Source organism: Pedobacter sp. AK013 (assembly GCF_014205835.1).
In the GTDB taxonomy this organism is placed as follows: Bacteria; Bacteroidota; Bacteroidia; order Sphingobacteriales; family Sphingobacteriaceae; genus Pedobacter.
On sequence record NZ_JACHCQ010000023.1, the window covers coordinates 43,678 to 57,893 of the forward strand.

The following is a 14,216-nucleotide window of genomic DNA, read 5'->3' on the forward strand; positions in this document are numbered from 1 at the left end:
CTTCAGACTTTTCTTAACAGTTTAATTACGTGGCTTTCATCTACAAGGCCAAACTCTGCGGCAATTTGTTTCAATCCAAATCTCCCGCTTTCTATTCGCTGCTGAATTAAATTTTGGCGATAATCCTGAACATATTGACGCAAGGTTATGCCTGTATTTCTTTTAAAATAAGGCCCTAAATAATCTTCTGAAAGATTAAAATGTGCCGCCATTACATTCGCCTTTAAATTTTTAGGCTGGTAAATATACTTGTGTAAGTAACAGAAAATGGCTTGAATGTCTTTTGAACGTTGAGCGCTACTTCTGATTTCGGGCATGTTGCGCTGCATAATAGTAGAAAGCATTAAGATCTGTGTCCAGATGAAAGCTTCATTTTGCAACATGTTTACGTTGAGTGATAAAATGAGCGCAATGATATTTTCTACAATCAACTGATCGTCGACAGTAAAGTTAAACCCCAGAAAATGTGTTTCGCGGCTTTTAATCAGGTATTCCAGGTATTGCAAACCTGTTGGGTTAATTTCCTTTTGATGGATGTATATATCGGTAAACTTAATGTAAATGAAATGTGTTTTTTCAGCAATTCCGAAATGGTGCTCATCTTCCGGACCAATTAAGAAGAGATTTCCTTTTTCGTAAACAACCGGGATTTCGTTAATAATATGACGTCCAGACCCATTTTTAATGTAAATCAGTTCGTAATGATTGTGCCGATGCACAGGATGCTGCCATTTGCTTACTTCAAATTCTGAAATAACAATAGGTTGAAACTGGACATATCGCTTCATCATAGATTTGTACAAATCTATGATACTTTTTTACAAAAACATATCTCCGGTTTGTCAGGATCTTTACTGAACATAGATCAATTTAATTAAAAGACATGAATAAAAGTAAAACAGCACTGGTTGTAGGGGCAAATGGTGTAATTGGCAGTAATTTAATCAGCCATTTAGAAAGTCTTGGCGATTGGGATATTATAGGTTTATCACGTCGGGGAGGGCTAGATACAGATAAGACCAGGTACATTTCTGTCGATCTGCTCAATCTAGAGGATAGTAAGAAACAATTGAGCTCCTTAACCAGTGTAACACATATTTTTTATGCCGCATATCAAGATAAACCTACATGGGCGGAGCTGGTAGCACCTAACCTGGCGATGCTTGTAAATGTGGTTAACACTATTGAAAGTATTGCAAAAGGCTTACAGCACATCAGTTTAATGCAAGGCTATAAAGTATACGGGGCGCATTACGGTCCTTTTAAAACACCTGCAAAAGAAACCGACGGGAGGCATATGCCTCCAGAATTTAATATAGACCAGCAACAGTTTCTTGAGGCACAACAAAAGGATAAAAAATGGAGTTGGTCTGCGCTCCGTCCATCGGTGGTTGCGGGCACGGCTTTAGGCAATCCGATGAATTTACTTTCTGTAATTGCAGTTTACGCCTCTATATCGAAAGAATTAGGTTTGCCTTTGCGCTTTCCCGGTAAATTAGGTGCTTACGATAAACTTTTAGATATTACTGACGCCGGATTATTGGCTAAGGCAACAGTATGGGCGGCTACAAACCCAGCATGTGCCAATCAGGCTTTTAACATCACCAATGGTGATTTGATCCGTTGGAACGACCTTTGGCCTAAAATTGCAACTTATTTTAAAATGGATACTGCCCCTCCGCTTCAGATGCCTTTGCAAACCATTATGGCTGATAAATCGGCTGTGTGGGCCCAGCTGCAAGGAAAACATAACCTGGTTAAACACAGTTATGAAGAAGTGTCTTCATGGGCTTTTGGTGATTTTGTTTTCTCGTGGGATTACGATTTTTTCTCTGATGGTACCAAAGCCAGGCGATTGGGCTTTCATGAATATATCGATACCGAAAAAATGTTTTTCGATCTGTTTGACGAACTTAAACGTAAAAAAGTTATCCCGAACTAGTTTTCTGGCCTTACGGATTTGTTGTCTGTTAATAAAAATTATTTGTCAGCGGATGCTGAACTTATTCAGTGTCTATTTTTATTATAGAACTAATGTTTCAATAAAGTTGGATATTTGTAGCTACAAATAATTTAACTGATGAAACCCTATCTGCAACTTTTCGATTTTTCTAGGAAGATAAACTATAAAACTGAAATTCTTGCAGGTTTAACGGTGGCCATGACCATGATCCCCGAATCATTGTCGTTTGCTATTCTTGCGGGTTTCCCTCCTTTAACAGGTTTATACGCTGCTTTTATTATGGGTTTAGTTACAGCCGTTTTAGGCGGCAGGCCAGGTTTGGTTTCGGGTGGGGCAGGAGCAACGGTAATTACCCTCATTGCTTTAATGAAAAGCCAGGGTATAGAATATGTTTTTGCGGCAGTGGCTTTGGCAGGCGTAATTCAGATTATAGTAGGGTTGTTTAAACTTGGGAAATTTGTAAGGTTGGTTCCGCAGCCAGTAATGTTTGGCTTCGTTAACGGTTTGGCAGTTATTATTTTTATGTCGCAGCTAGAACAGTTCAAAACTCTTGTTAACGGCAAGATCGTGTGGTTAAGCGGCACCCCTTTATATATTATGCTGGCTTTAGTATTGCTCACCGTAGCAATAGTGATTATTCTGCCAAAAATAACCAAGGCCATTCCATCCTCATTGGTGGCTATTATTGTGGTTTTTCTTATTGTTTTAGGTTTTGGAATCGATACCAAACTGGTTAAAGATATTGCTTCGGTAAATGGTGGTTTTCCGCCATTTCATATTCCGAAAGTGCCGCTGAATCTCGATATGCTAAAGATCATTTTTCCCTATTCACTCATTATGGCTGGTGTGGGCTTAACAGAAGGCCTGCTTACCCTGAATCTGGTTGATGAAATTACAGAAACCAAAGGTGATAGGAACAGGGAGAGTATTGCACAGGGAATTGCCAATATTACGAACGGTTTTTTTACTGGTATGGGCGGCTGCCCAATGATAGCCCAAACGCTGGTTAATCTCTCAGCAGGTGCCAGGGCACGGTTATCGGGTATTATTGCCGCCTTAACTATACTGGTAATTATTTTGGTAGGTGCTCCGGTAATAGATCGTGTACCTATGGCTGCTTTGGTTGGTGTAATGATGATGGTAGCCATTGGTACTTTTGAATGGATGAGCTTTAAAGTGATTAATAAAATGCCGGTACAGGATATTATCATTGGTATCCTGGTGGCTGTAATTACAATTTGGCTGCATAATCTGGCACTTGCCGTATTAATAGGTGTAATTATTTCGGCACTTGTTTTTGCCTGGGAAAGTTCTAAGCGAATACGCACCAGTAAACATACTGATGCCAATGGTGTAAAGACCTATGAAATATTTGGCCCCTTGTTTTTTGGATCGGTTGCCAATTTTAACGGGCTGTTTGATGTGGCCCATGATCCCAAGCATATCATAATTGATTTTAAGCACAGCCGTGTTTTTGATATGTCGGGTATTGATGCGCTGAATAAACTAACCGAACGCTACCGTTCGGTTGATAAGGAACTCCAATTGAAGCACCTGAGTAACGACTGTAAACGCTCGTTGAAAAATGCTGATCAAATTATAGCAGTGAACATTATAGAAGATCCTACCTATCGGGTAGCTACCGAAAGATAAATAATTTAACTTTTAATTTTGTGGTATTAACCCTTATCATAGCCCGGTTAATTTTAGAGGCTATTGTAGGGGAATGGCTATGCCCTTGCCCAAAATTTGTTTGCTGTTTAATTTAACTGCTTTCTTCATATTTCATGCTTTTACTAAAACGTTTAAGTTTTTAAAGAAACAGCAACAAAAAATTGTTCGAATTATTGTACTTGCTGGCTAAAAATATCCTTATTTGCTGTTTTATAGGATGTTACTTTCTTAAAATATTTTGATAATATTTATTTTTTTACCTGTCTAGTTGACAATTATTTTAATAGAATTAAATATTATTGCCCTGTTTTATAAAAATTTCATAAAAATGACAATTCGTTATTAAAACGTTTTAGTATATTATATATTTGAGTTAACCAAATCCTAAATTTTATGAGAATCCTTAACTATTACTACCGAAGTACCTGTCTTTTTAACCTAGGACATATCTTGCCGTTTCCGAAAAAATAAGTTTTAGAAATCATTTTTTTACCAATTAAAGATCCATTAACTATGCGATACTTATGGGCGTGCCTTGGCTTTTTTGCGGCGTTTACGTTAAACGTTTTACCAGTTTTTGCTGGCGCTAATGAACTGCATAAAGGCTTAGCGATTAAACACTTTGTTCTGCAGGATACGACTAAAATTATGTTCGTTTCCTTAAAAGATTCATTGAGAAAAGACAGCTTAAACCAGATTAAGCAAAAAACACTTTACAACAAGTTATCTGGCGGTGTACAGAAAAACACTAGAGATTTATCTCTTTTCCCGGCCATTTCATTACAGCAAAATTTAAAGGGCAATTATGCTGGCCTGTACGTTCAGGAGCCATCGGGCGAACCTGGTACCATACAGAATATGTTTTTAAGGGGAGCGCCTATGCCGCTCTTATCTAAAAAGGATGTATATGCCTCGCAGCCTTTGGTTGTACTGGATGGGATTCCACTCATTGGCGAGCATCCATTCGCTTTTGATATCCAGCAGTACGATTTCAACAGGATTGGTCCGGCCACCAATTTGCTCAGCACCATAGATATTAACAATATCGCATCGGTAGAGGTATTAAGCGATTTAGCCAGTACAGCCATTTATGGGCCAAGGGGTGTAAATGGTGTAATCCTCCTTAAATCTAAAACGCCTGATGGCATTGCACGTAGCATTAGCTTTAACTCGTACATCGGTATGGTGCAAAAACCAACCGTTAATACCATTAATGGTAAGTACGAAAATGCATTCAGACAACGCTTTTACGACATCTATACTACAAATGGCAGGTACTCTGACGACGAGGCTTACCCGGTTTATCTGAGCGATTCATTAAATAATGTATATAGTGGTAAATCAGACTGGACCGATTTATACTATAAAAATGCATTGGTTTATGGCATCAATTTAGGCTTAACAGGAGGTTCGGACAGGGCGAGTTTCAGGTTCTCGCTGGGTAATACCAAAAGCGAGGGCGTAGCCGATGGAACTGGTTTAGACCGTTACAGCGCTATGTTTAACATTAATATGAAGCCTGTTAAATGGTTATTGTTTTCTGCAATGATTAACGGTAACCGTTTAAACCGCAACCGCAACAGGAGTTTGAGGGATCGCTTTGCACAAATTAACTATTTCCCTGATTTGAGTGCGCCACTGGCACCTAATAAAGATTATTATGCCAGTTACCTGAATGAGTACACGAAAGGTTTTGATGATAATAAAACCAATAGTATACAGGGTTTCGCCAAGTTGGTAGGTACTTTGGGCAAATTTAAAATGAGCTCTTCGTTTAATGTAGATTATAACGAAGGTTACAGGGATATTTTTTACGCCCGTACATTATTGCAGGGAAATAGTTACGCATCTAACTATTATGGCTTTAACCAGCGCTTAATGATGGACAATAAGGTTACTTATGATCTGAACCTTAAAAATGTACATGATTTTCACTTTGAGCTGGGCCAATCGATGATCTGGGATATTTATAAGTACAACTACGCTTATGCTTATAAAGGCGCCAACGATTATATCAAAATTAACTTATTGGATTCTAAACCTAAAAATGATGATGGTTCAGATAATGGAGCTTATTTAACACCGGTTGCCTTCCCGAGAGAACTTACTTACCGGTTTTTAGATAAGACAGTAGATAACCTGCTATCATTCTATGGTAAGGTAAATTATTCGTACAACAATAAATATTTCGTTTCGGGCACTTTGCGCTTGGATGGTTCCTCTAATGCACAGCCAACCAAACGCTGGTTTTATTCTCCAGTAATCTCAGCAGCGTGGAATATGAAAAACGAATTGCGGAAGGATACCAGGTTTGTTGATGATCTGGTTTTAAGGGCAAGCGTCGGCCGTTTAGGTAGGACTTTTACCTACGATAACTATGCACAGGGACCACAGTATACCGCATCGGTTGGTTATGCCGGAAACTTAACTGTACCAGGTTATAACGGCATCGGTGTGCTTACCAGGCCTTACTCTTTTGGTTGGGTAGGTTATAACGTGCCATGGTCATATTCCGATCAGCTCAACATTGGTGTAGATGTGGCAATGCTTAAAAACCGCCTGCATGTATCTGCTGATTTTTATACCAAAGCAGAGAAAAACCAACTGCTGGGCATCCCATCATACGCTGAGTATGGCTATAAACAATCGATAGAAAGTGGACTGAACATGACCAATACCGGGGTAGATTTAACCATTAGCGCATTGGTAATTGCACAAAGCAAATTCTCATGGAATTCAGCACTTAATCTTAACCACAACAGCAATAAGTTAACGGCATTGCCAAGAGGCTTAAACGAAATTATTATCGGCAACAGATTCTTAAAAGTTGGTCAGCCGGTAGATCAGTATTGGCTTTTGGAGAATGAAGGTATTTACACCGCAAATAACCAGGTGCCCGTAGTAAACGGCCAGCCTTTAAAATATAACGGTACACCTTTAAAAGCCGGAGATCCGCGCTGGAAAGACCAGAACGGCGACAACATTATCGACGAAAGAGATAAAGTATTAAAAGGCCATTCGTTACCGGTTTTATCGGGTGGTTTCGATAACGCTTTTACCTACGGTAACTGGAGCTTAGGTACCAACCTGTATTTCAATCTGGGCCGCAAACTGATTAACCAGGATATGGCCAATCGCTTTGATTTTGTAAACCGTGAGGGCAATACCGATATGACCTCGGTAAAAGAAATTACTTTCTGGGAAAAAAGAGGCGATTACAGCAAATACCCACTGTATAACCCATGGAGTACGGTAATCCCTTACCGTACCGATCAGGATTTGTTTTTGGAAAATGCATCATTCCTGAAACTGAGATCCGTTTCAATCGGATATGATTTAGGAACCGTACTGAAAAAGAAGAACATTAAAATCAACAAGTTTTTTGTATACGGATCGGTTAATAATGTATTTGTAATTACCCCTTATACCGGGCAAGACCCCGAGTTGGTAAGTTACGATGGTATTGATACAGGTTATGGCCAGCCTATACCAAGAACGTATACCCTGGGTTTTAAAATGGAATTATAATATGGAAAGCAATACAAACAAAACATCAACAACGATGAAAAAGATATTATACACATTTCTGCTGGCTATAGTGGCTTTATCGGGTTGTAATAAAGCCCTGGAAACCGATTCGACCCGCGTTGTGGGCGAAAAAAATATGTGGAACACTGTTGAAGATGCAAGAGCAGGTATTATGGGCGTTTATGCACTTACCCGTGCAGCACTATCTGATAACAACAGCCACTGGATTTATGGTGATGTAAGAACGGGCGAGTTTACCAGCCCGAAAAGACAAGACCTTAAAGCCGTTATTAGCAACAATTTAAATGCATCATATCCTGTGGTAGAGTCACTTTCAGATTGGACCAGGTTTTATGCTATTGTTAACGGAGCAAATGTTTTTCTGGAAAATGTTGCCCATGTTAAAGCAACCGATAAACGTTACTCGGATAACAATATGACTGTAGATATGGCACAAGCCCGGTTTTTAAGGGCCTTTGCTTATTTTTACATGGTACGTATCTGGGGCGATGTGCCTTTCATTATTTCCTCAAACGAAGGCGTATTTGAAAACAAGCCACGTGAAAGCCAGGCCAAGATTTTAGCATGGGTGGAAAGCGAAATGCTAAGGGCCGCTGCTGATCTGCCATACATTTACAGTGGCGGGGATATTCAACAGCCCAGCAATTACTACAACGAAGACAGGACCCGCTGGGGTGGTGCCCTGGCTACAAAAGTTACGGCCTATGCTGTTTTAGCTCATGTTGCAGCCTGGACAGCCGACTATTCGAGCGTGGCCAAATATGCCAAATTTGTTGAAGATAATTATGGCAGAAGCGGTGGTGGTTTTACATCGGTAACCGATTTAAGCAATTCGAATGGCTTTTTCTATAATAAAAACACAAGGCAAATGTTTGGCTTTAACTCCGACTACGGCCATATTGATGGTTCATCAACCGGGCACTTGGAAGAACTGACACTGGCTGAACCAATTATTACCAAAGCCATACCAGATATTTATTTGCCCAAAGATTCGATCTTAAAATACTTCAACCTTCCGAAAGATGAAAGATTTGCTGTTGATACTTTAGGTCAGTCGAAATTCGACAGGTATTTTACCAACTTAAATGGTAAGTATCCCATCTTCAGTAAAATAAAGGTCATTCAGGGTGGGGGTACCGATCCAAACTTCAGGTACTTTACCAGTGCTTTAATTTTTACCCGCTTAGAAGATATTGTGCTTTTGCGTGCCGAAGCCTTGTCGGTATTAGGCGATCAGGAAGGTGCTAAAAATGAATTGCTCCAGGTAATAACCAGAAGGGTAACATCAGGAACAGAGGTTGTGATAGACCTGACCAAGGTTGATATTCTGAAAATGATTTTTGAAGAGCGGCACCGCGAATTAATGGGCGAAGGACAGCGCTGGTACGATATGATCCGCTACAATAAAATCAGGCAGAACGATGCCAAATTTATGGCCCTGATTAATTCGGGCGGTATTTACTGGCCAATTTCGCGTAAGCTTTTATTGCAGAATAATTTATTAACACAGAACATTTACTGGCGCTAACAATAAGGATATGAAACCATCATCAGCTTTCAGATCGCATGGCGAAATGTTTAAGCTCATGATGGCTTCGTCACCATTAAAATATAATCAGATGAAAAAATTTGTAAAATATGCGGGAGCCATAACCATGCTTTTATTGCTCGCCCTGGTGTATTCGGCCTGTAAAAAGAACGGTGGCTATTACGATGCTGCCGATGAGGCCGCGCCGTTTTCGGGAAATATATATGAATATCTAAAAAGCAAGCCTGGTGTTTACGATTCGCTTATTGTAGCGGTTGACAGGATGGGACTGAAAAAAACACTTACGGATAGTAATGTTACTTTGTTTGCCGTGACCAATCCTAGTTTTCAACTGGCTTTGCGCAACTTAAATACCTTAAGAAAACAATCAGATAAAGATCCTTTGTTCCTATCGAATATTGATGGTGTACAGTTGGATACCATGATTTCTTATTACATCATCAGGGGAGTAAAACCAACTGATTCTTTAAAACTGCAGGATGGTTTGAATTTAACCAGCGTAAAGGTAGCTTATCCTATGCATGCCAAATCGGTAAAAGGATCGGCATCGGGCCAGGTCGGCGCCGGACCTGAAGTAATCGAATTCAGCAATACCAAAAAAAGTAAGTTTATCAGAAACTGGTCTACCAGTACAACGGCTTCCAATAATATCCGTACCAAAAACGGAATTGTACATGTAATCAGCCCCGATCACCTTTTTGGTTTCGATGGCTTTGTTACCCGTTTAACCTTTGTGCCACCACCACCAAACTTAATGGTTACCGTGGGTGGAACTTTTTCTACCAACCGAGAAAATGGTGGTGGGCCAACCAGTGGCGAGAACTCTAAAAAAGTAATCGATGGGGATGATCACACCAAGTTCTTATGCGATTTGCAGGGCTTCTTAACCATGCAGTTTAAGCTTAAGACACCAGAAGTATCGTCGGTTTATACCCTAACATCGGCTAACGATGCAGTAGAAAGAGATCCGAAAGCCTGGACTTACGAGGGCTCTCAGGATGGTGTAAACTGGACCGAGCTGCACCGCGTTACCAACTTCTTCTTCGAAGAAAGGTACCAGCAAAAAGTGTTCAGGTGTACCAATACTGTGGCCTACCAGTATTACCGGGTAAATATTACCGAGCTAAGAAGCGGTGGCGTATTCCAGCTGGCAGAATGGACAATTAATAAAACGAAATAGATGATGGAGTACGGAAAAAATAAATTAGAAAAACTTATGAAGTCAATCGTAAAAAAAGAACATCTTTTTATAGCGCTTGCGGTGGTTGTTTTTAGCGGATGTAAAAAACTATACAATTTGCCTGACGAAAAAGATTACTTAAGTAACAATGTAAATTTTAGCAATAAAATTCTGGAGCCAATTATTGGCCGTAATAATTTAATAGGCGGTTTTAATGGTGATAATTCAACAGCCCCAATCACTTTCGAAATTGTAAATGCAAGGTTTGGAGATGGACGGCCGGTGAGCGATATTTTCCAAAGGGTACCTACTTACGTCTGGACTGCCCCTTACACGGGTTTGGAAAAAAGCCTGGCCGAAATCGAAGCCAAAAGAAAATTGGAAGAGCATTCGCTATTGGAAATCCGTTCTTCAGGGCAGTTTATTTTATGGGCATCGGCAACCAATCAACTGATCAACCCTAGGCCAACAGATAGTACCAATTTTTCTCAGGATACCCGTTTTTTTGATGTGAAAGTCAAAAATACAGGTGGAGAGCGATTAATTAAAGATTTTCAGATAAGGCCATTCAGAGAACGCCCTTACGAGCCATCTAACGATTTTAATGCTTACACAGGCTTGCCTGCCCCTGACCCTAAATTTCCGCTCGATAAAAAACTAAGGGATTATATCCGCCCTTATTTAAACAACGTAATCGGAGCCAACAGCAATAAAAACCTGGTTAGCAACAACGATCAGAAAGATGTAGTGGTTTACATCCGCCCGTTTACAGGTGGTAACGGACACTCTTTAAGAATAAAAGCTTTAAATAAAGATTCGGTAGAAATCAATCCAGCCTTTTTTAACGAAACTGTGTGGGAAAAAATGATACATGGTTTTAACATGCAGAAAACCGATAAGTATGTACAGTACGATGTAGCTTATCCCATTCCGCTGGTAGAAATACCAACCTCGTACGCTACCGGCGGTTCTAGGGCAAAGGCCGAGCTGAGTTACTCGAGAGGTTCATTTGGTGGCGGACGTATCATTGCCAACTTCGGTATCGATTTCGCCATTTATAGGGCAGGCGACTGGGAAATTGTATTTCATTTTAAAACAGATAACCCAAAATTTGTCAGCGAGTAAGCACCATTTTAAGCTAATATTATGAGAAGAAATATACTTTTTTATGCATTACTCATCGTATGCATAATGTTAGGAACAAGTGCTTATTCGCAAGAAAAATTCATTATTGTGAATGGTACGGTTTTAGATAAAGAAACCAAACAGGGGGTACCTGGGGTTTCGGTAATTTTAGAAGAAACCAATAAAGGTTTAACCCAAACTAATGGCAAAGGCCAGTTTAGCGTAAATGTACCCGTTGGCGGAACGCTTATATTTAAATTTTTAGGTTTTAATACCCAGAAAACCAAAATTACCGGGGCCACCAATATTACAGTAACCATTAGCGAAGATCGTAAGGCGCTCGATGAGGTAATTATTGTGGCTTACCAGAAGAGAAGTAAGGAAACCACCACTGGTGCATCAACTTCAATTTCGCCAAAAGATGTTCAGGATATTCCGGTATCGAATATCGAGCAGCTTTTACAAGGTAAAGCTCCTGGATTAAACATTCAGAACAATACCGGTGCACCTGGTTTCAGGGGTTCTGTACAGGTGCGTGGTCTTTCGAGCTTAAGTATCTCGGGCAGCGGTAACGAATCTTTCCTGCAGCCTACATCACCTTTATATATTATTGATGGTGTGCCATTAGATGCCGATAAAGCTGCCGAGTTTGGTTTTCAGAGCCAGGGCCCGGGGGTAAGTCCGCTTTCTTTAATCCCACAGGAAGATATCGAGAATATCCAGATCCTGAAAGATGCCCAGGCAACTTCGATGTACGGATCGAGAGGTGCTTACGGGGTAATTATCATCACCACCAAAAGGGGTAACTCTAAAGTGCCACGCATCAGATACGTAACTAATGCCTTTGTTAATGCACCACCTAAACTGCGCGAAACTTTGGGGGGAAACGCCGAGCGCTCATTAAAAATTCAGCAGATTATCCTCAATGCGCAAAACGTAAACGATATCCGTAATATTTCTAACACACCGTTTTTAGCCGATAGTTTAAATGCCTACTGGAACAACTCTACCGACTGGCAGAACGTATTTTACCAAACCACTTACAACCAGAGTCATAATTTGGCCTTAGATGGTGGCGACCCAAAATTTAACTATAAAGCCAACGTAGGTTATTATACCGAAAAAGGGGTAATTAAAAATACAGGTTACGATCGCTACAACCTGAATATGAACATGGAATTTAAGCCAAATGATAAATTCAGGTTTTTTGGTTTCATTAATGGTTCGGTAGGTAAGCAGAATAAAGGTAATGGTGTGGGCTTACTTCAATCAGGTGTTGCTGCTAACGGGCAGGCTTCTACCTTACTGCCTCCGCCTTCTTTCTACCAGGCTTCCGGAGGCGTATTATCGGCTTTACAAACTTTAAACGATAACAACTCACGGAACTTACGTACCAACGTAGAGGCACGATACGAATTTATACCGGGTTTGGCGGCTTCTTCTACTTTAAGTTACGATTATACTTCCGATACCGAATCTACCTTTACGCCGGCTGCTGCCAATGGCCAGTATGCCAAACTATACGATTACGTGGGTAGAAACTTTCAGTTGTACAACCGTAATGGTATTACTTATGCCAAAACCTTTGGCGAAAAACACAACATTTTCGTAAATACCTTTAACGAGATTTATAAACAAGGTGCACAGGCCGGCATTACCCGCCAGGAAAGACTACCTAACGACCAGTTACAAGGTCCTGTAGGTTACGATGATTATAATTCTAGAGGTGGTGGTGTATTAAGCAATTACAGAAATGCAACCATTGCATCGTTTGCCGGATCACTTTCTTACGATTATGATAAAAAGTATGTAGCCGAATTTTCATACCGTTTAGATGGTACCTCATCAAGTGGATTAGAAAATCCTTATTCTAAAAATCCATCGGTAGGTTTAAGGTGGAACTTTAACAAAGAAAACTGGTTGGCCGATTTAAAGTGGCTATCGTATGGTAGTTTGAGGTTAACCTGGGGACAGAACATAGTACCGACCGGAAACCTGCAAAGTATTTATGGTATTTATAATCTTAATGGCAACTTTAACAACAACCCTACTATTGGTATCAATTACGATCTGGTTCCTAACCCGAATCTTAAACCAACCACCACTACCCAATACAACCTGGGTTTCGATTTAGGTTTGTTTAACGACAGGTTATCGCTAAACTTCGATACCTATTACAAAAAGGTAGATAACCTGTTGTTTGATAGGTTTTTATCGAATACTACAGGCTTTAATAAACTGGCTAGTAACGATTTGGGTATTGCCAACTATGGTAGTGAGCTCATGATAACATTCAGGCCGGTAACAAGCAAAGACCTCGATATTTCAGTATCGGTAAATGGCGCGTTAAACCGCGATGTACTGTTAAAACTTCCGGCCGAATATAACGGGCAGTACATCAGGTTCGACGGTTCAGGTTATTTACAGCACAATGTTTTCCGTGTAGGCAGAAATACACTGTCAAACTATTTAAGAATTAACCAGGGCGTTTACAAAACCGATGCTGATGTACCTGTAGATCCGGTTACCGGAAAAAGGTACCAGAGCAATGGCCAGTTTTTCTTAGGTGGCGATCCGATTATTAAAGATGTTAACGGCGATTATATTTTAGATAACCGCGATTATGAAATTACCGGCAACTCGCAGCCTTTGGTTACAGGAGGTTTATCTACCAACATCAGGTATAAAAACTGGGGTTTAAATGTGTATGCAACTTATACTGCAGACCGGACGATCTTAAACAATGCCCTGGCCGATAGGATTGCCATTATGCGTAACCCTTTTTCGCAAACCTCTGTGGTGCCATTAAACGATCTGAATATCTGGAGAGCACCCGGCGATGTAGCGAAATATCCTTACCCTTACGATTATGCCCGTTTCGATCAGATTCAGCCTTTGCGTGCAGATCAAACCCTTTGGCAGGAAAGCGGAAGCTATTTAAAAGTGAGTAATGTAACACTTTCTTATATGTTCAATAAAAAATGGATCAGCAGATTTGGCCTGAACCAATTGCGGATTTACGCTTCGACCAATAACCTGATCACCTTTTCGAAATATAGTGGCCCTAACCCGGAGAACGTAACCACATTAGGTCGCGATATTTCAAACGGTTACCCTGTACCACGTACTTATAACCTTGGTTTAAACTTAGAACTTAATACAGGCAACTAATCAAT

General features: G+C 40.3%; 8 protein-coding genes. 7 read left to right on the top strand and 1 reads right to left on the bottom strand.

The window, feature by feature from the left end:
• Positions 1 to 2: 2 nt before the first annotated feature.
• Positions 3 to 791, bottom strand: a complete 789-nt coding sequence (locus HDC90_RS15760; protein WP_184468014.1) for a helix-turn-helix transcriptional regulator — start codon at positions 789 to 791, stop codon at positions 3 to 5.
• A gap of 92 nt (positions 792 to 883) precedes the next feature.
• Here HDC90_RS15760 and HDC90_RS15765 point away from each other — a divergent pair, with 92 nt between their 5' ends.
• The 7 genes from HDC90_RS15765 (at position 884) to HDC90_RS15795 (ending at position 14,211) form a co-directional block, all read left to right on the top strand.
• Complete coding sequence (locus HDC90_RS15765) at positions 884 to 1,942, top strand: SDR family oxidoreductase (protein WP_184468016.1); 1,059 nt, start codon at positions 884 to 886, stop codon at positions 1,940 to 1,942.
• Between the two features lie 138 nt (positions 1,943 to 2,080).
• Positions 2,081 to 3,616 carry a SulP family inorganic anion transporter gene (locus tag HDC90_RS15770; protein ID WP_184468017.1) on the top strand — a complete coding sequence of 512 codons (1,536 nt, stop codon included), beginning with the start codon at positions 2,081 to 2,083 and terminating at the stop codon, positions 3,614 to 3,616.
• Positions 3,617 to 4,150: 534 nt separating this feature from the next.
• Positions 4,151 to 7,165, top strand: coding sequence for a SusC/RagA family TonB-linked outer membrane protein (locus tag HDC90_RS15775; RefSeq protein ID WP_255497700.1), 3,015 nt, complete (start codon positions 4,151 to 4,153; stop codon positions 7,163 to 7,165).
• Positions 7,166 to 7,199: 34 nt separating this feature from the next.
• Positions 7,200 to 8,714: a RagB/SusD family nutrient uptake outer membrane protein gene (locus HDC90_RS15780; protein WP_255497702.1), complete on the top strand. Its 1,515-nt coding sequence runs from the start codon at positions 7,200 to 7,202 to the stop codon at positions 8,712 to 8,714.
• A 10-nt stretch (positions 8,715 to 8,724) separates the two neighbouring features.
• Positions 8,725 to 9,915: a fasciclin domain-containing protein gene (locus tag HDC90_RS15785; protein ID WP_255497703.1), complete on the top strand. Its 1,191-nt coding sequence runs from the start codon at positions 8,725 to 8,727 to the stop codon at positions 9,913 to 9,915.
• A 36-nt stretch (positions 9,916 to 9,951) separates the two neighbouring features.
• Positions 9,952 to 11,040 (top strand): DUF5007 domain-containing protein, encoded by a 1,089-nt coding sequence (locus HDC90_RS15790; protein WP_184468019.1) that lies wholly within the window; start codon positions 9,952 to 9,954, stop codon positions 11,038 to 11,040.
• Positions 11,041 to 11,061: 21 nt separating this feature from the next.
• Complete coding sequence (locus HDC90_RS15795; RefSeq protein ID WP_255497705.1) at positions 11,062 to 14,211, top strand: SusC/RagA family TonB-linked outer membrane protein; 3,150 nt, start codon at positions 11,062 to 11,064, stop codon at positions 14,209 to 14,211.
• Positions 14,212 to 14,216: the final 5 nt, after the last annotated feature.

What these genes read in the sequence shown, in the direction of transcription:
- HDC90_RS15760 (WP_184468014.1), bottom strand. Translation starts at nt 791, where the DNA reads ATGATGAAGCGATATGTCCAGTTTCAACCTATTGTTATTTCAGAATTT.
- HDC90_RS15765 (WP_184468016.1), top strand. Translation starts at nt 884, where the DNA reads ATGAATAAAAGTAAAACAGCACTGGTTGTAGGGGCAAATGGTGTAATT.
- HDC90_RS15770 (WP_184468017.1), top strand. Translation starts at nt 2,081, where the DNA reads ATGAAACCCTATCTGCAACTTTTCGATTTTTCTAGGAAGATAAACTAT.
- HDC90_RS15775 (WP_255497700.1), top strand. Translation starts at nt 4,151, where the DNA reads ATGCGATACTTATGGGCGTGCCTTGGCTTTTTTGCGGCGTTTACGTTA.
- HDC90_RS15780 (WP_255497702.1), top strand. Translation starts at nt 7,200, where the DNA reads ATGAAAAAGATATTATACACATTTCTGCTGGCTATAGTGGCTTTATCG.
- HDC90_RS15785 (WP_255497703.1), top strand. Translation starts at nt 8,725, where the DNA reads ATGAAACCATCATCAGCTTTCAGATCGCATGGCGAAATGTTTAAGCTC.
- HDC90_RS15790 (WP_184468019.1), top strand. Translation starts at nt 9,952, where the DNA reads ATGAAGTCAATCGTAAAAAAAGAACATCTTTTTATAGCGCTTGCGGTG.
- HDC90_RS15795 (WP_255497705.1), top strand. Translation starts at nt 11,062, where the DNA reads ATGAGAAGAAATATACTTTTTTATGCATTACTCATCGTATGCATAATG.